At 62.2% G+C, this 23,563-nt stretch carries 21 protein-coding genes; 16 read left to right on the forward strand and 5 right to left on the reverse strand.

The features are described 5' to 3' along the window. Window positions 1–100 precede the first annotated feature (100 nt). The 11 genes from AC0VX3_RS21830 to AC0VX3_RS21880 all read left to right on the forward strand — a co-directional run bounded on the left by AC0VX3_RS21830 (window position 101) and on the right by AC0VX3_RS21880 (window position 11,156). On the forward strand, window positions 101–1,096 hold the full coding sequence (locus AC0VX3_RS21830) for an L-threonylcarbamoyladenylate synthase (protein ID WP_475522282.1): 996 nt from the start codon (window positions 101–103) through the stop codon (window positions 1,094–1,096). Window positions 1,097–1,692: 596 nt separating this feature from the next. Further along, window positions 1,693–2,622, forward strand: a complete 930-nt coding sequence (locus AC0VX3_RS21835) for a histone deacetylase family protein (RefSeq protein ID WP_475522283.1) — start codon at window positions 1,693–1,695, stop codon at window positions 2,620–2,622. 183 nt (window positions 2,623–2,805) lie between these two features. Further along, entirely contained in the window at window positions 2,806–3,054 is a 249-nt protein-coding gene (locus AC0VX3_RS21840) for an exodeoxyribonuclease VII small subunit (protein WP_342894424.1), read from the forward strand. Between the two features lie 372 nt (window positions 3,055–3,426). Next, on the forward strand, window positions 3,427–4,632 hold the full coding sequence (locus tag AC0VX3_RS21845) for a helix-turn-helix transcriptional regulator (RefSeq protein ID WP_475522284.1): 1,206 nt from the start codon (window positions 3,427–3,429) through the stop codon (window positions 4,630–4,632). A gap of 361 nt (window positions 4,633–4,993) precedes the next feature. Further along, on the forward strand, window positions 4,994–6,955 hold the full coding sequence (gene dxs, locus AC0VX3_RS21850) for a 1-deoxy-D-xylulose-5-phosphate synthase (RefSeq protein WP_475522285.1): 1,962 nt from the start codon (window positions 4,994–4,996) through the stop codon (window positions 6,953–6,955). A gap of 210 nt (window positions 6,956–7,165) precedes the next feature. Continuing rightward, complete coding sequence (locus AC0VX3_RS21855; RefSeq protein WP_475522286.1) at window positions 7,166–8,545, forward strand: MFS transporter; 1,380 nt, start codon at window positions 7,166–7,168, stop codon at window positions 8,543–8,545. Window positions 8,546–8,643: 98 nt separating this feature from the next. Beyond that, complete coding sequence (locus tag AC0VX3_RS21860; protein WP_475522287.1) at window positions 8,644–9,027, forward strand: hypothetical protein; 384 nt, start codon at window positions 8,644–8,646, stop codon at window positions 9,025–9,027. A 37-nt stretch (window positions 9,028–9,064) separates the two neighbouring features. Continuing rightward, complete coding sequence (locus tag AC0VX3_RS21865; protein ID WP_475522288.1) at window positions 9,065–9,556, forward strand: copper chaperone PCu(A)C; 492 nt, start codon at window positions 9,065–9,067, stop codon at window positions 9,554–9,556. Between the two features lie 25 nt (window positions 9,557–9,581). Beyond that, on the forward strand, window positions 9,582–10,208 hold the full coding sequence (locus AC0VX3_RS21870; protein WP_475522289.1) for an SCO family protein: 627 nt from the start codon (window positions 9,582–9,584) through the stop codon (window positions 10,206–10,208). Between the two features lie 55 nt (window positions 10,209–10,263). Continuing rightward, on the forward strand, window positions 10,264–10,398 hold the full coding sequence (locus AC0VX3_RS21875) for a hypothetical protein (protein WP_342894417.1): 135 nt from the start codon (window positions 10,264–10,266) through the stop codon (window positions 10,396–10,398). Between the two features lie 11 nt (window positions 10,399–10,409). Beyond that, window positions 10,410–11,156: a TlyA family RNA methyltransferase gene (locus AC0VX3_RS21880; protein WP_475522290.1), complete on the forward strand. Its 747-nt coding sequence runs from the start codon at window positions 10,410–10,412 to the stop codon at window positions 11,154–11,156. 24 nt (window positions 11,157–11,180) lie between these two features. Here the strand turns inward: AC0VX3_RS21880 and AC0VX3_RS21885 are convergent, their stop codons facing one another. Together AC0VX3_RS21885 and AC0VX3_RS21890 are read right to left on the reverse strand one after the other, a co-directional pair. Beyond that, complete coding sequence (locus AC0VX3_RS21885; RefSeq protein WP_475522291.1) at window positions 11,181–11,768, reverse strand: c-type cytochrome; 588 nt, start codon at window positions 11,766–11,768, stop codon at window positions 11,181–11,183. Continuing rightward, window positions 11,765–13,018 (reverse strand): PQQ-dependent sugar dehydrogenase, encoded by a 1,254-nt coding sequence (locus AC0VX3_RS21890; RefSeq protein WP_475522292.1) that lies wholly within the window; start codon window positions 13,016–13,018, stop codon window positions 11,765–11,767. The genes AC0VX3_RS21885 and AC0VX3_RS21890 overlap by 4 nt, the downstream gene beginning before the upstream one ends. A 241-nt stretch (window positions 13,019–13,259) precedes the next feature. Here AC0VX3_RS21890 and AC0VX3_RS21895 point away from each other — a divergent pair, with 241 nt between their 5' ends. The 4 genes from AC0VX3_RS21895 (at window position 13,260) to AC0VX3_RS21910 (ending at window position 17,579) form a co-directional block, all read left to right on the forward strand. Continuing rightward, entirely contained in the window at window positions 13,260–14,492 is a 1,233-nt protein-coding gene (locus AC0VX3_RS21895) for a class I SAM-dependent RNA methyltransferase (RefSeq protein WP_475522293.1), read from the forward strand. 3 nt (window positions 14,493–14,495) lie between these two features. Further along, complete coding sequence (locus AC0VX3_RS21900; protein ID WP_475522294.1) at window positions 14,496–15,608, forward strand: class I SAM-dependent methyltransferase; 1,113 nt, start codon at window positions 14,496–14,498, stop codon at window positions 15,606–15,608. Window positions 15,609–15,680: 72 nt separating this feature from the next. Next, window positions 15,681–17,000 (forward strand): 3,4-dihydroxy-2-butanone-4-phosphate synthase, encoded by a 1,320-nt coding sequence (gene ribB / locus AC0VX3_RS21905; protein WP_475522295.1) that lies wholly within the window; start codon window positions 15,681–15,683, stop codon window positions 16,998–17,000. 24 nt (window positions 17,001–17,024) lie between these two features. Continuing rightward, window positions 17,025–17,579 (forward strand): hypothetical protein, encoded by a 555-nt coding sequence (locus AC0VX3_RS21910; RefSeq protein ID WP_475522296.1) that lies wholly within the window; start codon window positions 17,025–17,027, stop codon window positions 17,577–17,579. Window positions 17,580–17,624: 45 nt separating this feature from the next. Here AC0VX3_RS21910 and yghX read toward each other — a convergent pair whose 3' ends face one another. Both yghX and aroC read right to left on the reverse strand, forming a co-directional pair. Further along, window positions 17,625–18,530: a YghX family hydrolase gene (gene yghX / locus AC0VX3_RS21915; protein ID WP_342894409.1), complete on the reverse strand. Its 906-nt coding sequence runs from the start codon at window positions 18,528–18,530 to the stop codon at window positions 17,625–17,627. A 120-nt stretch (window positions 18,531–18,650) separates the two neighbouring features. Beyond that, window positions 18,651–19,736 carry a chorismate synthase gene (gene aroC / locus AC0VX3_RS21920; RefSeq protein WP_342894408.1) on the reverse strand — a complete coding sequence of 362 codons (1,086 nt, stop codon included), beginning with the start codon at window positions 19,734–19,736 and terminating at the stop codon, window positions 18,651–18,653. Between the two features lie 307 nt (window positions 19,737–20,043). On the opposite strand from aroC, the gene AC0VX3_RS21925 reads away from it, so the two are divergent. Beyond that, complete coding sequence (locus AC0VX3_RS21925; RefSeq protein WP_475522297.1) at window positions 20,044–22,350, forward strand: putative bifunctional diguanylate cyclase/phosphodiesterase; 2,307 nt, start codon at window positions 20,044–20,046, stop codon at window positions 22,348–22,350. Here the strand turns inward: AC0VX3_RS21925 and AC0VX3_RS21930 are convergent. Continuing rightward, entirely contained in the window at window positions 22,295–23,485 is a 1,191-nt protein-coding gene (locus tag AC0VX3_RS21930) for a DUF3095 domain-containing protein (RefSeq protein ID WP_475522298.1), read from the reverse strand. The genes AC0VX3_RS21925 and AC0VX3_RS21930 overlap by 56 nt on opposite strands. Window positions 23,486–23,563 lie beyond the last annotated feature (78 nt).

Below are 23,563 nucleotides of genomic sequence, written 5' to 3' on the forward strand. Positions count from 1 at the left end.
GGACAATAGACCAGTTGACGTTAACGTCAACCCATGTCGCAGCGGCAGGTCATCGTCTTTTAGGTCAATCCGCGGGAACCGGCTGGATAAGGCTCGCGGCATGCAGCGTTGGACACTCGACATCAATTCACCGGACTGGCAGAGCGATCCGGAAGCGGAGGCGGTCTGCGCCGCGCTTCTGACGGGCGAGCTGGTGGCGGTACCGACCGAGACCGTCTACGGGCTTGCCGCGGATGCGACCAACCCAACGGCCTGCGCACGGATCTTCGCGGCCAAGGGCCGGCCCCAATTCAATCCGCTGATCTCGCATGTGCCGACGCTCGAGGCTGCCCGCGAGCATGGCCGGTTCGACGACCGGGCCCTTGCACTGGCGGATGCCTTCTGGCCGGGTCCCCTGACACTGGTCGTTCCCAAGCGCACGTCGTCCGCGATCTGCGATCTTGCGACGGCGGGCCTTGAGACCGTGGCCCTGCGTGTGCCCGATGGCGCCGTGATGCGGTTCCTGTCGGCACGGACCGGACGCCCGCTGGCGGCGCCGAGCGCCAACCGCTCCGGCCGGATCAGTCCGACCCGCGCCGCAGACGTCATCTCCGACCTGGGAGAAGCGCTCAGCTTTGTCATCGATGCCGGCCCCTGCGCGGTCGGCATAGAAAGCACGATTGTCGGCCTGACCGACGCAACGCCCCGGCTGTTGCGGCCGGGGGGCATTGCCCGGGAAGACATCGAAAAGGTTCTGGGCACAGACCTGAAATCTCCCGCGGCCGATGCACAGCCGGACGCCCCGGCCGCGCCCGGCATGCTGTTGTCCCACTACGCCCCGAACGCCCGATTGCTTCTGAACGCACAGCAAGCGGACCCCGAGGACGGCCTGCTCTCCTTCGGCCCGTCCCCCCTGCCGGGAGCGCAGCAGGCCCGTGCGGAAGTCAATCTCAGTGCGTCGGGTGACCTGACGGAGGCGGCGGCAAACCTGTTTCAGGCCATGCGGCACCTGGATTCCAGCGGAGCCGACACGATCCGGGTGCAGTTTATCCCCAGCTATGGACTTGGCGAGGCGATCAACGACCGGCTCCGGCGCGCCGCGGCTCCAAGAGACTGACAAACGACGGGCCACGTGTATCGGGACGGCACTTGAAGCCAAGGTGTTCCTGGTGCCGCTTTCCTGGGCAGCACTCAAAAAGTCCTTAAAAAACAGCGATCCAGATCCCGAAAGCGCTTCGCAGGCGGCCGTGTGGCCGGTCCGCATTCCACGAAATTGCAGACAATTCCTGCGCTGATGCGGCCAAATAAAATCGATATTCCTAAACCGGTTCCCGGTTAAACGCACCATGCAACAAATACGGGTGTTCGATAAGATTCTACAACTTATCAACAAGCCGGCTCACGACCATTACCGTAAAATGCTCGCATTCCCCTACTGGAATCACGTAGTTTGATAATCAGAATTGAGATGCAGCGGACCTCCCCTCGGGCATTGCGGTGCTCGCACCTCAGCAAGGGCCGGCTAGAACAGCCGGCCCCTTTTTTTTTCTCTCAAGAGCTTTTTGATTTGAGCCCACCGGGCAAAACTCTCCGGAAGCAGGAAAACCGCGCGCAGGCTCCCTCGGTCTTTCGGAGCAATTGACAGCACCAGCGGCAACCGGTCTGATGACGGCAAGAGATACAGAAAACAACAAGTCTTCCGGAAACGCTTCCTTGTCCACGCTGATCCTGCACCATCCCGCCTTTCTCGACCACCTGACACCCGTGGGCCACCCCGAGCGTCCCGACCGGATTCGCGCCATCGACCGGATCCTGGAACATGAAAAGTTCCAGCCCGTGGTTCGTGACATGGCGCCGATGGGCGCGGTCGAGGACATCGCGCGCGCACACCCGATGAGCTACGTCGACCAGATACACCTGCTGGCGCCCGAAGAAGGCACCGCCCGTGTCGATGCGGACACCACCATGTCGCCGGGAACCTGGGAAGCCGCCCTGCGCGGTGTCGGCGGCGCGTGCAGGGCGGTTGACGAAGTGCTCACGAAAAAGGTCAGCAACGCCTTTTCCGCTTCCCGCCCGCCGGGTCATCACGCGGAAAAAGACCGGGCCATGGGGTTCTGCTTTTTCAACAACGCGGCCGTCGCGGCACGCTATGCCCAGGCGAAATACGGCATGGACCGGGTGGCCATCGTCGATTTCGACGTTCACCACGGCAATGGAACCCAGGACATTTTCTGGGAGGATCGGAGCGTGATGTATTGCTCCACCCACCAGATGCCGCTTTATCCCGGGTCCGGTGCCGCGTCCGAGACCGGCGAGGCCAACACGATCGTGAACGCGCCGCTTGCCCCGGGCGAGGACGGCGCCGGCTTCAGGGAGGCCTTCGAGGTCGTCATCCTGCCGCGCCTGCAGGATTTCGCGCCTGAACTGGTCATCGTGTCTGCCGGTTTCGACGCCCACGCCCGGGATCCCCTCGGCGGCCTCAATCTGGTCGAGGCGGATTTTGCCTGGGCAACGCGCGCGCTCATGGATGTTGCCGACAAACACAGCGACGGACATCTCATCTCCCTGCTGGAAGGCGGCTATGATCTTGAGGGACTTGCCCGTTCGGTCGCCGCTCACGTCATGACCCTGATGACGGGCTGACTGGCTCCGGAACCGCGCATCCAGCCGTTTCACCGGCGGGGCAGGCCTGCCGATGCGCCCGACACGTCCCAAAACCAAGGGGATGAGGCGTCCGAATTGCATTTGATGCCTTGACGTTCGCGTTTCGTCCCGCAAGTTTGCGTAGTTGGATCGAACGCCAAACTGACAGACGGGACCCCGCAAATGACCGATGCCGCGACCGATATTTCCGGCCTCTCCTTCGAGGACGCACTCAAGCAGTTGGAAACAATCGTGCGCGAGCTGGAACAGGGCAATGTGCCGCTGGAGCGCAGCATCGACATGTATGAGCGCGGCGACGCGCTGCGCAAACACTGCGACACGCTTCTAAAATCCGCCGAAGCCAAGGTTGAGAAGATCCAGCTCGACCAGAACGGTGAAGCCGGTGGCACAGTGGCTCTCGATCCGCAGTAGCGAATTTTCCTCGAAAGCCCGTACAACAGACGGGCCAGTGCAGCAAATCCTCTGCTCTCTGCGACCAGGCGACGCCTGAAGACAGAATTCAACGAACCGCTGTCGCCGGCTGGTCCGGGGTCCTGCCGTCCGGCCGCGTTCCACGTGTTCCTTCGCAGGTTCCCGAACAGCCCGGGTCTCCATCCAGCTCGCATCTTGCAACGGGCCGAAAGCAACCTGGCTGAACCGGTCCGCCCGATGGCGGGACATCTTCGCCTAAAGTTTATTCTCCAGTTGAACTGTCAAGCTACTGTTGCCTTGCCAACTGAAAACTGTTAGTAAATTTATCAAGAGAAGAGAAACGTATGTAAAGGTTAGTAGATACAAAAAGATATGCCGGCACTTAGCGAAACAGACCAGTCAAAACTACTTATGCGCGTCCTGGAGTGCCCGTTACAAACCGATGGTTGGCCGCAGGTTCTTGGCTTCATCGACGAAACCCTCAATTGCAGATCTTTTCTGGCTGAGTTCGACGGACAAGGCGCGCCGGCCGCTCGATTCGGCGGTCAGCAACCGGCTTTCGATTTCGGCAACATGCTGCAGCAGATCGAGATGGAAGGCGGGCGCAGCGCGCTTCAGTTCCTGCTCTCGGAGGCGTCTCTCTTCTATCCCTATTGCAAGACAAACATGACAAGGGGCAGAACAGCCGGGCCGGGTGGCAATATCGATCCAGCGGGCAAAACAGCTGCCGGAACACCCGGCCGTGACGTCACCGCAATGCAGCCGGGGCTGGAAGACAGCCTGCTTGTGGCGCCGGGACTGATTTCGCCGATCCGGCGCACCGACACCTCCACGATCCTGTTCGGCTGCCTGTTCACAGGCCGCAATCCGAACACCATCGACATCTCGGTCGCCAATGAAACCTTCCGGACGATCGTTCAAGCGCTCACCCCGGGCCTGAACATCTGTTTCCAGCTTGAACGGGAACGCCGGGACCACGCGTTTCAACGCCTGCTGTTGTCGCAAGTGGACGGACCCGCTGTCCTGATCAACGCGGACCGGGATATTCTGGCGCAGTCCGGCAACGTCATGAAGGCCCTGGCCAGAATGGGGGCTGCGACCGCGAATGGTCAAAGGCTCACAACCTCCTGCATGAAGCTTGATACGGCGCTTGCCGACCTGACCGCGGCAGCAGTCCCGCAGCCCCCCCCCGCCTGCGCGCACACCCAGCTTCAGCGATCCCTCGTCATTGACGAAGTGGACAGCTTTCCCCAACGTATTTCAATCAGCACCGTGTACCCGTCTCGCGCCGCGCCGGAGCAGACACCGGCCCCGTTTTTCGTCCTCAAGGTTTCGGAGGCCCGGGAGGTGCCGGAGGACCTCGAAAAATGGCTGCAGGACCATTTCGACCTGTCGCAATCGGAAGCTCATCTGGCTCGGCATCTGACCATGACCGGATCCATGAGTGCCACGGTCAGCGATCTTCGCATCACCCGGAATACGGCCAAGACCCACTTGCGGCGCATCTATGAAAAAACCGGCGTCAACACGCAACTTCAACTTGCAAAGCTGGTTCACCGGCTGGCGCAGCTGTTTTAGAGAGTTTCCGCAGGGATCTGTTTGCCCCTGCCGCCCCGCAATGACTGCAGGAAAAAAACGCTTCGGAAGCCGCAAGGCACAAAAAAAGGGGCCGCGAGATGCGACCCCAAGTTGATCACTGTGCACGTGGCCCCATCGACCACACCCATTCAATTAAGATAGATCAGTACGCAAAGCATCACCCAAACGGGTGACTGAAAGCAATTTCTTGCAAAGTTGCATAAATACCGCAGCACCAACCAGAAATTTAGCCCTTTTTGGTCATCGCGCCGATCCCGACGCACTTTCGGCCCGGGAGCCCCCCCGGTAACATTCCGTCACATTCCCCTCAGCGAATTTGCGCCCTATATCGGGTTGGTGTATGCCTGCCCGCCAGATTCAAATTCGTGGAGCAATCTGCAGAGTGTCTTCCAAGCCTGATACCCCCCTTCTCGACAAGGTTTTGTCGCCGGCCGACCTGCGCGAACTCGATGAAACCCAGTTGCAGCAGCTTGCCGAGGAATTGCGGGCCGAGACGATCGATGCCGTATCGATCACGGGCGGACATCTGGGAGCCGGACTTGGGGTCGTCGAACTGACGGTGGCGCTGCACTATGTCTTCAACACGCCCGCAGACAAGGTCATCTGGGACGTCGGTCACCAGTGTTATCCGCACAAGATCCTGACCGAGCGCCGTGACCGGATCCGCACCCTCCGCCAGAGCAACGGACTGTCCGGATTCACCAAGAGAGCGGAAAGCATCTACGACCCGTTCGGCGCTGCCCATTCCTCGACCTCGATTTCCGCCGGACTCGGCATGGCCGCAGCCCGGGACCTGAAAGGCGGCGACAACAATGTCATCGCCGTCATCGGTGACGGCGCCATGTCCGCCGGGATGGCCTATGAGGCGATGAACAATGCCGGACATCTCGGCTCCCGTCTGATCGTGATCCTGAACGACAACGACATGTCGATCGCGCCGCCCGTCGGCGCCATGTCCGCCTATCTTGCCAAGCTTGTTTCCGGCCCGACCTACCGGACGTTGCGCGATGCTGCGAAAACCCTTGCCAAGAACCTGCCCAAGCCGGTTTTCGAGAAAGCCGCGCGGGCGGAAGAATATGCGCGCGGGTTCTGGACCGGCGGAACGCTGTTCGAGGAACTCGGCTTCTATTACGTCGGCCCCGTGGACGGCCACAATCTCGAGCACCTGCTGCCTGTTCTGAAAAATGTGCGCGACACCCACGACGGGCCTGTGCTGATCCACGCCGTCACCCAGAAGGGCAAGGGTTACGGACCGGCGGAAGGGGCAAGGGACAAGTATCACGGCGTCGCCAAATTCGATGTCATCACCGGCAAGCAGGCCAAGCCGAAGGCCAATGCACCGAGCTACACCAATGTGTTCGCGACATCGCTGATCAAGGAAGCGGAAGCAGACGAAAAGGTCGTTGCGATCACGGCGGCCATGCCCGACGGAACCGGCCTGAACCTTTTCGGCGAGGCCTTTCCGGAACGCACCTATGATGTCGGCATTGCCGAACAGCACGCCGTCACCTTCGCCGCCGGGCTGGCCACGGAGGGCTTCAAACCCTTCGCCGCCATCTACTCCACCTTTTTGCAGCGCGCCTACGACCAGGTCATCCACGACGTCGCGATTCAGGGATTGCCGGTCCGCTTTCCGATCGACCGCGCCGGACTTGTGGGCGCCGACGGGCCGACCCACGCGGGCGCCTTCGACACGGCGTTTCTGTCCTGTCTGCCCGGGTTCGTGGTGATGGCGGCGGCCGACGAGGTCGAATTGCGGCACATGGTGGCCACGGCGGCGGCCTATGACGAGGGTCCGATTTCCTTCCGCTACCCGCGCGGCGAGGGCGTCGGCCTTGAAATGCCGGAGCGCGGCAGCATCCTGGAAATCGGCAAGGGCCTGATCCGCCGGGAGGGGACAAAGGTCGCGCTGCTGAGCTTTGGCGGCCGCATGAACGAATGCCTGAAAGCGGCGGAGGAACTCGACGCGGCCGGCCTGTCGACGACCGTGGCCGACGCCCGGTTCGCCAAGCCGCTCGATATCGACCTCATCCGGCGGCTCGCCCGCGAACACGAGGTCCTGGTGACGATCGAGGAAGGGTCCGCCGGCGGCTTCGGCAGCCATGTGCTGACCCGTCTGACGCAGGAGGGCCTGCTCGACAACGGCCTGAAAGTGCGCACGCTCGCCCTGCCGGACATTTATATCGACCAGAACAAGCCGGATGTCATGTACGCCCAGGCCGGGCTCGATCGCGACGGTATCCTGAAGACGGTGTTCACCGCCCTCGGCAAGCACACCGTGAGCGCGCCCCGCCTCGCATAAGCCTTGTGCGCGGCCCCCGGACCCGCCGACTGCCCGATCTGGCCGGGGGAGCGGCGGTTTTTGGTGATTGACAGCTGCCACCAGACCTGAAAATGCTGGATTGCAACATCGATGGCGCCGCGTTCCGACGGCGCTATTGTTTTATTCCATGCATCGCAACGGGCAGCTCCGGAAAGGGCTGTCGACCGTTGTCTTTTCCAGGATGCCGTCATGGCTCAGACGCTTCTTTCCGTGTCCGCTCTCCTGATTTCCGTCGCCCTCTTCGTTTTCGGGCACGGTTTGCAGACCACGCTTCTGCCCCTTGCCGCCGACCGGTTCTATTTTTCCGATCTCGAGATCGGTGCGATGTCGTCGTCCTACTTCATTGGCCTGGTCCTGGGCTGTCTCGGCGCACCGCTGATCATCATGCGTGCCGGCCATATTCGCGCCTTCGCCGCGCTGGTTTCGCTGATGTCGGCCTCCGCGATCATGCATCCGGTGATCGTCGATCCCTACGCATGGTTCCTGATCCGCATCGTGTCCGGTTTCTGCCTTGCCGGGTTCTACATGATTGTCGAGAGCTGGCTGAACGAAAGCGCCACCAACGAAAACCGCGGCACGATCATGTCGTTCTACATCGTGATCCTGTTTGCCGCCCTGATGATGGGTCAGATTTCGATCGCGACGATGAGCATCGCTTCGTTCGTGCCCTTCGTGATCGCCTCCGTCACGGTCAGCATCGCGGTCATCCCGATCTCGCTGACGACATCGGCGCAGCCCGCGCCGATCACCCTGGTGCGTTTCCGCCCGAAGCAGCTCTACCAGAACTCGCCCGCCGCCTTTGTCGGCGTTCTGTTCATCGGCGCGACGCAGGGCGGACTGCTGACGCTGTCACCGCTCTACGGCTCACAGATAGGCCTGTCGACCAATCAGTCCGCCTTCTACGCGGCGGCCATCGTCGGCGGCGGTGTGCTCGCCCAGTGGCCGGTCGGCCGTCTGTCGGACAGGGTCGACCGGCGTCTGGTTCTGGTCGGATTGGGCGCCGCCACAATCGCGGCGTCTCTTGCGATCGTCGTGTTTTCGCCCGACACGTTTTACATCGCAATCGGCTCGGCAGTCGCTCTGGGCATGGTCACACAGCCGCTCTACGCGATCTCGGTCGCCCATGCGTTCGACCACGCACCGTCGGAAGCGTTTGTCGAAACCTCGTCCGGCATGCTGCTTTCCTTCGGCATCGGCTCCATCGTGGGCCCCCTGCTTGCGTCCGTCATCATGGGGCAGATCGGACCGTCCGGCCTCTTTGTCATGGTGATCGGCGCCAATATCGTCATGGTCGCCTTCATCGTCTTCCGGATTTTCGTCTACCAGGCGCTCACGTCCGAGGAAAAGACGGACTTCGAATACACCTCCACTGCCCAGGTCGGTTCGGTCATCTCGCCTGAGCCGCTCGATTGGGAAACGGAGGAATATGTCATCCCGCCCGAGGAGTTTCCGGCCTACGAGGACGACATTTACAACTTCGACACCGCCGAGGACGACGGCACCGACCCTTCCGAGGCATCGGCGGACGAGACCGCACAGCCCGTCCGTGACAGCGACACAACGGCTTAAGCGGCTGCCGGCCGCATGGCACGGGCGGCGGGGCCTGTGCCGTTTCGCCGCTCGACATCGCATCGGATCCGTCCTATAGCCGCTCCATGACCCCGCGCATGACACGATTGCAAATGCTCCGGCAAGAGCGCCACCCGCTGGTGGCGCTGACGGCTGTTGCCTTCGCCGCGCGCTTGTGTCTTCTCGTTCTTGCCAGCGCCCTCACACCGGATGCGGCCGTCGCGACCGGTCTGACCGGACTGTGCCAGTCATCCGGCCTGGAGCGGACCTCTCCGGCATCCCACGATCCCCTCACCTGTCAGTGCGGTCCCGTTTGCAGCCACGGCTGCGTGTTCGGACCGGGACTTCTGACGCTGTCCGCTGCCACGAATCCCGACCCGTTCTCCGGAGCCGGCGCTGAGGCAGCCGCCACGACGACCACTCTTCCCCGGCAATTCGAGCGTACCAGGGCTATCAGAGCACCGCCGCTCTCCTTGATCTGACAAACCCCGAAGTTCTCAGATATCAAGGATACTCATCATGAGCCTCTTAAAATCCATCGCCGCAGCAGCGGTCGTTTCGCTTGTTTCATTGTCTGCGCTGGCGCAGGACACCACCGTCGGCGATCTGACGCTGAGCCACGCATGGACACGTGCGACCCCGCCGAAGGCGAAAGCAGGCGGCGGTTTCATAGAGATCGTCAATGGCGGCTCCGACGCCGACCGCCTGATCGCCGCCAGCTCCGACGTTGCCGCCAAAGTGGAGTTGCACGAGATGTCCGTCACCGACGGCGTCATGAAAATGCGTGAACTGGAGAATGGCATCGAAATCCCGGCCGGGGAAACCGTTGCCCTGAAACCCGGTGGCCTCCATATCATGTTCATGGGACTGAAGGAGTCTTTTGAGGAAGGCACCAACGTGCCCGTGATACTGACGTTCGAAAAAGCAGGCGACGTTGCGGTGGAGCTGCCGGTTGCCAAGATGGGCGCGAAAAGCCCGGATGGCGGCCACATGAACCACAGCACCAATTGATCACACCCTGAAGAGGATACGACCCATGTCTGGTTTGAAACTCTTCCGGTACGGGGCCTGGGCGGCGGTTGCCGCCCTTGCCGTCGTTTCCGGATGGCTGGTCTACCAGCAAACCGCGGGCAACCAGAATTCAGGTGCGCTGATCGAGCCACTTGCGTCCATCGGCGGCCCGTTCGAACTTGTCAGCGGCTCGGGTGAAACGGTGACGGAAAAGACGTTTGCCGGCAAACCGACGGTGATGTTCTTCGGCTTCACCTTCTGCCCGGATGTCTGTCCCACCACCTTGTCGGAACTGCAGGGCTGGATGGCGGAACTCGGTCCGGATGCCGGCAAGCTGAACTATGCATTCGTCACGGTCGACCCGGAACGGGACACGCCGGACGTGATGCGCGACTATGTCTGGGCCTTCGACAAGCGGATTGCGCCTCTGACCGGTTCGCGCGAACAGGTCGACGTCATGCTGAAGGCCTACCGGGTCTACGCCAAGCGGGTGCCCCTTGACGATGGCGACTATACGATGGACCATTCCGCCGCCGTCTATCTGATGAATGCGGACAACAAGTTTGTCGGCACCATCGCCTACGGCGAGGCAGAGGAAACCGCATTGCAGAAGCTGCGCCGGTTGATCGAGAACGCCCCCGCTTCCTCATAAGTGCAAACCGGGCATGAAATAGATTGGGAGCGGGTCGGAAAGCGAGCCGGAGAGCATGGGTAAACCGCTTTTCATAGGACTGGCAGCCGGTGCGACGGGGATCGTCGCGCTGGCGGCGGCGCTGTGGTTTTATGCCGGTGAGCGGGTCTATGTCGATCGCCTGATCTCGGCGATCGCCGGCTGCTTCTGACCGCCTCGCCCATGCCGAAACAACGCCTTGACCAGCATCTCGTCGACACGGGCCAGTTTCAAAGCCGGGCCCGGGCCCGGGACGCGATCCTGCGCGGTACGGTGTCCGTGGACGGCGCCCTATGCACCAAACCGGCGCACAAGACCTCGCCCGCGTCCGCCATCATCGTTCGGGACCCGGCCTCCGGCTATGTCAGCCGGGCCGCACTGAAGCTGATCGAGGGCCTTGCCCGCTTCGGCATCGACCCGGCCGGGCGGATCTGTCTCGACATCGGCGCCTCGACCGGCGGTTTCACGCAGGTCCTCCTGGAACGTGGCGCCGCCAGGGTTCATGCAATCGATGTCGGCCATGGCCAGTTGCACGACAGCCTGCGCCAGAACGCCCAGGTCAGGGTTCGCGAAGGGCTCAATGCCCGTGATCTGACGCTGCCGGATCTCGACGGTGACCATCCGCAGCTGCTGGTCTCCGATGTCAGCTTCATTTCCCTGAAACTCGCCCTGCCGCCCGCTCTCGCGCTGGCAGCTCCGGGAGCACAAGGCCTCTTTCTGGTCAAACCGCAGTTCGAGGCCGGCAAGGACAGGATCGGCAAGGGCGGGCTGGTTGATGCTGCTGTCGCTGAAACGGTTGCCGAAGACCTTCAGGCCTGGCTCGGCACCGTGCCCGGCTGGCAGGCAGGCGCGCTTGTCCCCTCCCCGGTCAAGGGTGGCGACGGCAATTCGGAATGGCTGCTTTGCGGGGAGAGGACCGACCGGACCTGAAAGACCGGCCAGCCCGGAGCCCGGTCACTGTGTCGCCGGGGGCAGGATTTCGATCTTCACCGATCCGTACCAGTCCGCGGCCGCCCGGATGTCCGCATCGCTCATGTCGGCGGCAACCTGGTTCATGATCTCATTGGTCCGTTTGCCTGTCCGAAAGGCCTTCAATTGCGTGTCGATATAGATCGTGGATTCCCCGGCCAGATTGGGCGCTTCCTCGATGACCGCAATGCCGTCGACGCCGTGGCAGGAGACACAGTCCGGCGGCGCGCCGTCCTCGCCCCGGGTCGGCGTCGCGACAATCCGGTGTCCGGCATACCAGGCCGCGACATCGGCGATCTTTTCATCGTCGAGGCTTTTGGCCACGACACTCATCATTTCGTGTGTGCGCGTTCCGTCCCGAAAGGCCGTGAGCTGCTGCGCAATGTAGTCAGCGGGCTCCCCGCCGATATGCGGCGCAATCGGAATTTGTGCAAACCCGTCAAGCCCGTGACAGGTCCGGCACTGGCCCGCCTGTTTCCTGCCGGCCTGCGCATCTCCCTTTGGAAACTCGGCGGCCGGAACGGCCCCGGCGAGGAACACCACGCCGAGGCTCAGGAGTGCAGCTCGCATCATTGGCCGTAGCTGATGCGGTAGATCGCACCGGCCAGATCGTCGGAGACCAGAATGGAGCCGTCGCGAAGCTGCGCGACATCCACCGGACGGCCGAGATACTCGTCGTTCTCGTCGATCCAGCCTTCGGCGAACGGCTCGCTGGTCGCGTTGCCCTCGTCATCTATGAAGGTCACCATGACGCGTGCGCCGACCGGTGTCGTCCGGTTCCAGGACCCGTGCTGGGCGGAGAAGATCGCGTTTTTATACTTCTCCGGGAACATCTTGCCGGTATAGAAGGTCATGCCGAGATCGGCCGCGTGAGCCACCATTTCGACGGCAGGAAACACGGCATCCGCCGGCGGTTCGCTATCCTTGTACTCGTTGGTGCGGACGCTGCCGCCGCCGTACCAGGGGAAGCCGAAATGCTGACCGGCATCGGTCTGATGGTTGAGCTCGCCCGGCGGGATGTCGTCCCCCATGCCGTCAACCTGGTTGTCGGTGAACCACAGATCGCCGGTCACCGGATGAAAGTCATGGCCGACCGAGTTGCGAATACCGCGGGTGTAAACCTCGCGGTCGGTCCCGTCCGTGTTCATCCGGATCATGCCGCCGATCCCGGTTTCGTTGTAAAGCTCCATCTTTTCCGGCGCGAAGACGTTGAACGGCTGGCCGAGCGAGATATAGACCTTGCCGTCCGGACCGATCTTGCAGACCCTGGCTGTGTGGTTGTAGCTCTCTTCATCCGGCGGGACCAGCGTGCCGCTCGGAACGATCGGCACAGCGACCACGTCGGGGCTTTCATAGAAGAATTCGGCTGCCGGATAGAGCAGCACGCGGTTCTGCTCGGCGATGATCAGGAAACCGTCCTTGGTGAAACACGGCCCGTTCGGGATCGCCTTGGTCAGCGACGGTGCAAAGTTCTTGACCTCGTCCGCCACCCGGTCCTTGTTGCGGTCGGTCACCGCCCAGACTTCGGTCTTCCGGGTGCCGACGAAGGTCACGATCCCCTGGGGTCCGACCGCCATGTGACGTGCATCCGGAACAATCGCGTAGAGCTCGATTTTGAACCCGTCGGGCAGCTTGATCCGCTGGAGGTTTTTCCTGATGCCGTCGGCAAAGGGGCCGGTCTGTTCGACAACGGTAAAATCGGTGACACCCGTCGTCTTGAAGGCGCCAAGCTTTGCCAGATTGTCCGGCAGGCCCGCTGTTTGGGCAAGTGCGTTACCGGCCAGCAGCGAGACTGCGGCCAGTGTCGTCAAGATAGTCTTCATTACTTCCTCCCAAAAGCCGGGTAGACAAGTTTCTGTTTTCTTTTCCCGACTTGTTCGAGGCTAGATTTTTATCTGCCCGACTTCAACGTCGATTCCCCCACAGGATTGATAACTCGAGGTAAAAACTGTTTTTCCCTTGAGTTGATTATTATGGCAGACAACTTGCGGTTATCGTGATGCATATCCGCTCCTTCGGGCCAAACGGCTTGCTCATCCTTCCGCTTGGCGCTATCGCTCTGCCATGAGTGAGAGAGAACTGACTGTTTCCGAGCTCGGTCACCGCGGCGATGGCATCGCCCGGACCGACACCGGCCCGATCTACGTAGCAGGCGCACTGCCGGGCGAGGTCGTTCGTGCGCGGGTTGAAAACGGCCGCGCGCTCGACCCGGTGATTGAAACGCCCTCCGGAGACCGCAGACAGCCGGTCTGCAAGCATTACGACGCCTGCGGCGGCTGTTCGCTGCAGCATCTGGCCGAAGAGCCCTATCTGGCCTGGAAGCGCGATCTTGTGACCAACGCGCTGAGCGACCGGGGAATAGAATTCGCGGTGTCCGACACCATTGCCGCGACTGCGGGCGGACGACGGCGGGCGGTGCTGACGGCCACAAGGGCCGGACGACATACGCTGCTCGGGTATCACGAGAAGGCCAGTCACCGCCTGGTGGATATCGAGGAATGCCCTGTTCTGGACCCGGCCATCGTCAGCGCCCTGCCCGGACTGAAGGCCCTTGCATCCGAGGTGCTGCCCAAGAAGGGCGAGCTGCGCCTGACGGTGCTGTGCACGACCACCGGCCTGGATGTGGCCATCGACAAGGCCGACAAGGGCTATGAACGCAAGATCCCGGGACTTTCACAAAAGACCGTCGACTTCGGGCTCGCCCGCCTGTCCGTGAACGGCGAGGTGATCCTGGAGGTCCGTCCACCCCTGCTCGACATGGGCGGGATCGGACTGGTCGCCGCCCCGGGTGGTTTCACCCAGGCGACACTTTCGGCGGAACAGACCCTTTCCAGGCTGGTCATGGCGGGTGCCGGCAAGGCAAAAAAGGTGGCGGACCTGTTTTCCGGAGCCGGCACCTTTGCGCTGCGCCTCGCCCGGTCGGCCAATGTCCACGCTGTCGAGGGCGACGCGGCCGCCATTGCCGGCTTCGACAAGGCCCTCCGCAAGTCCCAGGGGCTGAAGAAGGTCACCTTCGAGCGGCGCGACCTTTACCGCCGACCGCTTGTGCGCGACGAACTGGAAGCCTTCGACGCGGTCGTCTTCGATCCGCCCCGGGCCGGCGCGCAGGCCCAGGCCGAGCAACTTGCGCTTTCGAAGGTGAGGACCATCCTCGCCGTCTCCTGCAACCCGGCAACGCTCGCGCGGGACCTCAGGATCCTGATCGACGGCGGCTATGTGCTGCAAAGCGTCACACCGGTGGACCAGTTCCACTATTCGCCCCATATAGAGGTGGTTGCTGTACTGACACGGGAGTGAGCCATGAGCGCGGCGGACGGGGATTTCAGGCCTGCCGATAAACACCGGGAACTGCCCTCGCTCGGGCGTCTTGCCCTCAGAACGCGCTATGCGCTCCATCAGGGCAGCCGCGTGGCGCTGTACACCGCCCATTCGCAACTCATGCGCCGCATGCACAGGCGCCTGCAGCAGGATCTCCCCGACACGCCCCGGATCGTGCCCGACGGGCCGATACCGGGCGAGAGACGCATGCTCGCCGATATCGCGGCCCTGTTCGCGGAAGACCTCAAGGCGGTCGAGGCCGGGCACTATCCGATACCTTCAGACGGCACCATGAGCCCGCGCGAACTTCTTGCCACCAGCCGCGCGTTCTTCAAGGATGTTCCGGAAGTCGCCCGCCGCCGGGCCACCGGCGCGCACCAGGAAGTCAATGCGGAGCCTGACGGGTTCGCCGCCGCCCTGCCGCGCTATTATCGCCAGAATTTCCATTTCCAGACAGACGGCTGGCTGTCGGAAGACAGCGCCCGGCTGTATGATTTCCAGGTGGATGTGCTGTTTTCCGGCGCCACCGCCGCCATGCGCCGGCGCGCGCTGGTGCCGTTCGCGCGCATTCTCCGGCACAAGGACCAGCGCAAGGTCGCCTATCTGGACATTGCCTGCGGCACCGGTGGGCTGCTGCGTCCGGCACTGGCCGCGTTTCCACGCCTGACCGGCACGGGACTGGACCTGTCCGAGCCCTATCTCAACGTCGCCCGCGAAAGAACGACCACGCGCCGCGCGCGGTTCGTGACGGCCATGGCCGAGGCCCTGCCCTTTCCGGACGGTTCGGTGGATGTGGTCTCCTGCGTTTATCTTTTCCACGAACTGCCGCCCAAGGTTCGGCGCCAGGTGATCGCCGAGGTCGCCCGGGTCCTGAAACCCGGCGGGTCCTTTCTGTTCGTCGACAGTCTGCAGACCGGGGACGTGCCGGATTATGACGGCCTGCTTTCGGTGTTTCCGCAGCAATTTCACGAGCCCTATTTCACGTCCTACCTCGACGAGGACCTGACCGGCCTGTGCGCAAGCGAAGGTCTGGAGCAGCGCTGGATGACCCCGGCCTTTGTCTCCCGGGCCGTGGAATTCGTGAAATCCACCTGATCTTTCAGCCATACTGAATTTTTTGACAGCCTTCTCTTGAGGCTGAATGCGAACGCGCATATATGATCGGGTATGAGACTTGATCAATGGCTCTTGCAGACCGGAGAAAGCCGCAGCGCCTTCGCGCGGCGCGCAAGCCTGTCTCCTGCGTCGGTCACAGCCCTGTGCAACGACCCGAATGTCTGGGTCTCGCGGGACATGGCCCGCAAAATCGCCATCGCCACCAGTGGCGGCGTCACCCCGAACGATTTTCTCGGACTGTCCACTACCAAGGAGCATCCCGTGTCCCAGGCCCGTGTCGCTGAAGCAATCCGCGCATTCGAACGTGGTGAAATGGTTGTCGTGACCGACGATGACGACCGCGAGAACGAAGGCGACCTGATCGTCGCCGCCGCCAAGATCGCCCCAGAGCAGATGGCCTTCATGGTGCGCCATACCTCGGGGATCATCTGCGCGCCGATGACCGCTGCCCAGGCGCGCCGGCTCAGGCTTGATCCGATGGTGGCGGAAAACGACGCCCCGCTGTCGACCGCCTTCACCATTTCGGTCGACTACCGCCATGGTCTCACGACGGGGATCTCGGCGGAGGAGCGCTGCGCGACCGTGCACGCGCTGGCCAATCCGAATGTCGGCGCCGACGATCTCGTTCGCCCCGGCCACATCTTCCCGCTGGTCGCCAAGGAAGGCGGCGTCATGATGCGCTCCGGCCACACGGAGGCCGCCGTCGACCTGTGCCGCCTGGCCGGTCTGGAGCAGGTTGGCGTGATCAGTGAGCTGGTCAACGACGACGGCACCGTGAAACGCGGTCAGCAGGTCGCGGAATTCGCGGCCGAGCACGATCTGAAAATGGTGTCGGTCTCCGACCTGATTGCGTGGCGCCAGCGCACCGAACGCATGGTCGAGCGGGTGAACGAACAGCCCGTCGAAACGATTTTCGGGCCGGCCTATGCGACCACCTATTCGACACCCTACGACCCGATGCATCATGTGGCCATCGTCTATGGCGACATTCTCGACGGCCGCAGCGTACCCGTCCGGCTGCAACTGGAATCCGTCCTCGACGACGTGTTCGGGGAGGCGCAGCCTCTCGATCAGATCATGCGGCATTTCGCCGAGCGCGGCCGGGGCGTCATCGTCTATCTGCGGGAGGGCTCGGTGGGTGTCGCCCGGCAGTCGAAACGGCCAAGAACCGATTTGGACGCCGCCGAAGCCGAAGAGCACAGCTCCGCGCAAGCCAGACAGGAACAATGGCGGGAGGTTGGACTCGGCGCCCAGATCCTGAAGGACCTGGGTGTCAGCTCCATTCGCCTGCTGGCATCGCGTGAGCGGCACTATGTCGGGCTGGAGGGGTTCGACATCAAGATTGACGAAACCGAGATCCTCGACACTTGAGGATCCCTGACGAGGTGATCTTACATGGTGGCCAGGAAAGCGGCACAGACAAACGAGGAGCCAAGCAAACCGGAGCCGGTTCCCTTCACGGTTGGCTTCAATCGTAGCCAGAGCGAAATTCTGGTCTATGGCAGCCTGCTGCTGGGTGTCTTGTTCGCAGCGATCGGCATTATCGGCGGCATGCCGCTTCTGGCCATCGCCGGGATTGCCCCGATCGCGATTGCCTACCGGCACTATCCGATGATCGAGAAGGGCAAGCCCCAGCTCGGCGCCAATGAGGACGGGCTCTATGTCGAGCGCATAGGCTTCATCGACTGGGCGGCCATCCGGATGACCAACGTCAAACGCAGCACCGTCCGCAACGTAGAAATCGTCAGACTGGACGTGCTGCTGACCCGCTCGCTGGACAATGCCGTGATCAAGGCCCAGTCGATCCCGCTCTGGAAGAAGTTCATGATGCGCAACTGGAAGCGGACGCCGCGCGAGCATGGCCGGGAACTGCTCGCGATCAATCTGCACACGCTGTCCGCCGATCCCGAAGAGATCCTCGAACGCATCCGTGCCTACAAGTTCGTCTAGCCCGGACGTGTCAGCGCCCGGGCCCGAATGCGTCTTGTCCGCCGTTTATGTCAGGTGTTCCTTGAAGAAGGCGATCGTTCTTTCTTCCGCAAGCTTCGCCGTTTCCTCATCGTAACGCGGCGTGGTGTCGTTGTGGAAGCCGTGGTTCACGCCCGGATAGACATGGGCCACATAGTCCTTGCCGTTGGCCTTGAGCGCTTCCTCGTAAGCCGGCCAGCCCGCATTGATCCGCTCGTCCAGTTCGGCGTACTGCAGCAACAGGGCCGCCTCGATCTTCGCGACATCCGCGGCGTCCGGCTGACGGCCGTAGAAGGGCACGCCCGCCGCCAGTTCCGGATAGGCGACCGCAATCGCATTGACGACACCGCCGCCGTAGCAGAAGCCGACGGCGCCTACCTTGCCGGTGCTGTCGTCATGATTGAGCAAGAACTCGAAACCGGCGAAAAAGTCGTTCATGAGCAGGGTGCCGTCGACGGTGCGCTGAAGTTCGCGCCCCTTGTCGTCCGTGCCCGGATAACCACCGACGGACGTCAATCCGTCCGGCGCCAGCGCCATGAAGCCGGCCTTGCCGAGACGGCGGGCAACGTCTTCGATGTAGGGATTGAGACCGCGGTTCTCATGTACGACGAGAACGGCGGGCAGTTTGCCGGTCGCACCGGCCGGCTTGACCAGGTAGCCGTTGACCTCGCCATGTCCGTTCGGCGAGGGATAGGTCATGCGTTCGGTAACAATGTCCGCATCGTCCGGGGCCACCTGCTGGGCAAGCGCGTAGTCCGGCGACAGTTGATCCAGCAGCATGGCCGCCGTCACGCCGGCAACCGCAAATTTCGCAGCGCCCGTCATGAATTCGCGCTTGGTAATCTTGCCGTGCGCATAGAAATCGTAAAGATCGAGCAGTTCCTGGGGAAAGTCCTTCGCCGTCATGCGGCGGACCGGTGTCATGTCATTCATCTCAAGGCTCCCTGATCGGCACAATCTATTGTGCAGATCCTGAAACTAGTTGCTTTCCCGGAAAGGTCCATGGCAACCATCCCCCGGAATTGTAACAAGATGTAATCGCCGAAAATGCCCCTACCCGACCTGGCCGCGATGGCGCAGGAAATGATCGGCGAGAACACAGGCCATCATGGCTTCGCCCACCGGGACCGCGCGGATGCCGACGCAGGGATCGTGGCGGCCCTTGGTCATCACGTCGACTTCCTCGCCTTGCCGCGTGATCGACTTGCGCTCGGTCAGGATCGACGAGGTCGGCTTGACCGCGAACCGCGCGACCAGCGGATCGCCGTTGGAAATGCCGCCGAGGACACCGCCGGCATTGTTGGTCAGGAAAAGCGGCTGGCCGACATCGTCGATGCGGATTTCATCGGCATTTTCCTCGCCGGTCAGGCCCGCGGCCGCAAAGCCGTTGCCGATCTCCACGCCCTTGACCGCATTGATGGACATCATCGCCGCGGAGATGTCGGTGTCGAGTTTGCCGTAGACCGGCGCGCCCCAGCCGGCGGGAACGCCTTCGGCAACGATCTCCACCACCGCGCCGACCGAGGAACCGGCCTTGCGCACGCCGTCCAGATAGTCCGCCCAGAACGCCGCGGCGGCGGCGTCGGGTGCAAAAAAGGGATTGTTGTCGACTTCCGCCCAGTCCCAGTTGCCCCGGTCGATCCGGTGCGGTCCGACCTGCACCAGAGCACCTCGGATGGTCACGCCCTGCAGAACCTGGCGCGCCACCGCACCGGCGGCAACGCGCATTGCCGTTTCGCGTGCGGAGGAACGCCCGCCGCCGCGATAGTCGCGGATGCCGTATTTGGCATTGTAGGTGAAGTCTGCATGGCCCGGACGGAACCGGTCCTTGATCTGGGAATAGTCCTTGGAGCGTTGATCGGTGTTTTCGACCAGCAATGATATCGGCGTTCCGGTGGTCTTCTGGACACCGTCGTCGTCGACCATGACGCCGGAGAGTATTTTGACCTCGTCCGGCTCCCGTCGCTGGGTCGTGAACCGCGACTGCCCCGGACGGCGCTTGTCCATGTAGCCCTGAATATCGGTCTCGGTCAGCGGAAGAAGCGGCGGACAGCCGTCAATAACGCAGCCGATCGCGGGACCGTGGCTCTCTCCCCAGGTTGTCACCCGGAACAGGTGTCCGAAACTGTTATGCGACATGAAAGGCTTCCGAGGCTTGATAGTTTGCTGTCAGGTGCCGAGCGATACGCCATCGGGACCGCAAGCTCAAGTCCGCAGCGCGGGCCACCGCAGAAATCACCATGCGGCGCCGGTTTCCAAGGATTTTTTATTGATCAGTAATACCAAGACCCGGAGCATTTCGGCTCAACCGGCGCGATCAACCAAATATTGTGGCCGGTTTTTTTCCAGATTTTCCGCGCATCCGGAGCAAGATGTTGAATTTGCTTTTTTTTAAACCTTTTCCGATACTTGTTTGGCAGGAAAAGATAATCTTGAGGGTTCACAAGTGCGCATCCGCGGTTGGCTGACGGGACTGATCGTATTTCTTCTGGCGCCTTGTCTGCTGTTCGCCTCGCTCTGGTTTTACAACAAATTCGAGGACGTCAACGCCATAGACCGGAGCCTGAGCGGCCTGAATCTTATTCAGGCGCTCACCCCCCTGGTCGAAGAGAAAGCCGTTTCAGGAGAACTGAGCGCGCTTCCGGTTCCGCTGCGCCGTGACCTGATCAGCTTCGGTGGCCCTGCCCAGACCGAAAGCCTCACCCGGATGCTGGATATTTTCACCAACGAGCCGGACGTGAAAACGTCGCTGGGCTACGCCCAGCAGCTCAGCACAGCCGTGTCCCATCTGGCGAAACTGGACATGGCCGTCTCCTATGAGAGTTCCACGCTTCCGGATCTCGTGAACTCCTTGCTGTTTTCGGTCATCATCGAATCCTCGAAAATAACAGACAGTGCCCGCAAGCTTGTCAAACGCTCGAAGATCAATATCTGGGAAAAGATGCTGATCCCGGTCCAGGGAGGCCGCTTCAAGGCCTCCGCAGATGGCGCCGCTCTCAAGACCGAGCAATATCTGGATGCACTGACCGGTACAAACGCGGCGGAGCTTCAACGGGTGGCGCAGGCCTTTCGAAAGGCCAATTTCGTGTTTCAGTCGCAGGGCAGCAAATTGCTGTCGTCGACCATCACGGCCACCAGCGGTTCGGACATCAACGCCGACGGTGTCATCGAAGCGCATCCGGATCTCGTGCGCGCAACCCTGATGCTTTGGAATGCCAGCCTGGATTATCTTAACGGGGATCTTCTGCTGCAACGATCCGCGACGCAGCGGGATGTCGTGCTCGCCGGCATCATCGGCGGCCTCGTCATCATTGTGGCCTTTGCGATCGCGGTCCTGCTGTCGCGCAGCCTTGCCGCCAGGACGCTTCGGGAATTTGAAAATCTCGGCTTCCACGATCCGCTCACAGGTCTGCCGAACCGCCGGGCGCTGCTGAACACCATTCGCTCGCGCACCGAGCCGCTCCCTGACATGACGACCGGGCTTCTGGTCCTCGATTTGCGCCAGTTCAAGACGATCAATGACCGTTTCGGGGACAGTGCCGGCGACTCGATCCTGCGGGAGGTCTCCCAGTTGCTGATCCAGTATGCTGAAGCCGATGACCTGATCTCCAGAACCGGCGGCACGGAATTCACGCTTCTGCGGCCCAATATCGAGCACACCGAGGATTTCGAGCTACTTGCGGCCAATATCATTCGGGACCTCGGCAAGGAACGGAACCTGCAGGGCCAGAAGACCTCCATCGAATGCAACGCGGGCCTTCTGGTCAGTCAGCCGGGCGAACGCATCACGGACCAGTTTCTCACCGATGTCGCCCTTGCGCTGCGTTCCGCCAAGCAGAAGGGGCCACGCAACTACGATCTCTTCAAGTCGGAGATGCGGACGGCCTTCGAGGAAAACGGAGAAACCGCCAAGGAACTGCAGAAAGCGCTCAACGATGGCGACATCGTCGCGTGGTACCAGCCGCAGATGGACATTCACACCGGTGAAGTGGTCGGGGCGGAAGCCCTGGCCCGCTGGATAGACGACGGTATTGTCCGCTATCCCGGCTCTTTCCTGCCGGCGGCCGTCGAAGCAGGTTACCTGGAGGCGATAGACGCGACCGTCCGTGAACGCGCCCTGCAACTTGCCGTCGCCCTGCGCGGTAAAACACGCCAGCCCATCCATCTCGGGCTGAACGTGACGGCCAGCCTGCTGGCAAGCGCCAAGGCTGTCGACGCCCTGCATTTTCAGGTCAGGAGCCTGGGCCTGGAGCCGTCCAGCGTCAGTCTCGAGATCCTGGAGGCCGTCATGATCGACGAAATCACGGCCGACCCGATCAAGGACAACATCGCCCGGCTGTCGGACCTTGGTTTTTTCATCGAGCTGGACGATTTCGGAACCGGCCACTCGAGCATCTCCAGCTTGCGCGACCTGAAGGTCGACCGCGTGAAGATCGACCGCAGCTTCGTGTCGGGCGTGGATACCGACCCCGGCCTTCAGAAATTCACCAGCGCGCTGATCAACCTTGCAAAGAGCCTGGACATCAGCGTGCTCGCGGAAGGCGTGGAAACCGAAGGCGAGCGCGACTGGCTCAAGCGCAACGGCTGCGATGTCATCCAGGGGTTCCTGATTTCCAGAGCCGTGCCGCAAGAGGCGTTGGCGGCCTTGATCCTGAAGCAGAATTTCCTGCAATCGCCACCCGCGGACGACCTTGTCCTCACCGTCCGGGGCGAGGGACCGCAGCCACGCCCAGTTCGGACTGGTGTGTCTTGAATTGCGCGGCGGCGAGCGACAGCCCGCCGTCGGCACCGTCGACGAAATGAATGTGGTGCCCCTTGCCGATGTCCTCCACGAAACAGGTCATCAGGGCACTGTCCGAAACGTGCATTCCGTAAACAACCGCGCCCGCCCTGAACGCCGCCTCGAGATGGCTCTTCAACGAGGACAGCTCTTCGGGCGTCAGATCCAGAACCAGTTGCAGACTGTCACCGACCTTCCGGTGGTCCGTGTTCGTGCTGAGTTCGGGAAAATACCGTTTCGGATCGAACGGGCCAATGCGCAATCCGGTGGAACAGGACACCACGAACAACACCGACTGGAGCAGCGTTCTGGCCCATCCGCGCACACGATTGTCCGCGGATCCCATGCGGATCTCCAGGCGCGCGCCCGCGGGGGGAAACCTGAACCTGAGCCGGCTCTTCTCCGCAAGGCGTGTCCTGGAACCGTCCGCGAGCGGGTCGAACCCGAGGGCACCGGCAATCTCCTCCATGACGTCCGGAAGGGGGATTTCGCCGGCGGGCTTGAGGATCAGCGAGACGATGTGCCCCTTGAGCGCGGGAAGCGGCTCCCATCTGCAGGACAGCCCGTCCAGCGGCGGCAGCGCCGACTGGCTGACGGGAATGACAAACGGAGCCGACTGCGCAGGGTCTTTCAGGATCCGGTCGGCAACAGCCAGCCCGTCACCCAGGATCATCGCAAGATGGTTGCCGGGACTGAGCCGGAACTTGCGCACGCGGATGTCGGCGCCCAGCTCACGCAGATGAGACACCGGTATGGCCGCTGCCCGCAGGTCCAGTTCCATCACCTGCCGCGCAAGGTCAACGACGCCGGCGAGCGCCTCCCGGCCCGCCGCGACGTGACGCGCCGGCACCACCAGCGTGGCCCCGTCTCCGCCAAAGACAAAGGGAACCCTGTCGCGGCCGATGCGGTTCAGGACAGCCGCGATGACCGCCGCGCCGACCATGTTGACTTCCTTGTACCGTCCGGCCGCGACCGCATCTGTCGACTGGACGATGTCGGCGGCCAGAACATACCAGTCGTCCGGGACAGGCCGGTATTCATCCAGGGCGCCGACCGCGCTGAAATCTGAAAAACTCGGCAATTCGCTGTAAAAATCGTCCGCGGCCACGGGTTACATCCTGAACTATTTCGTAGTCTGTACCAAGGCAGTCGATCGGGATCCCCGCGACCGCATCCGGTCGCCGGC

It is taken from the genome of Roseibium sp. QJM3NY_11 (genome assembly GCF_056173175.1).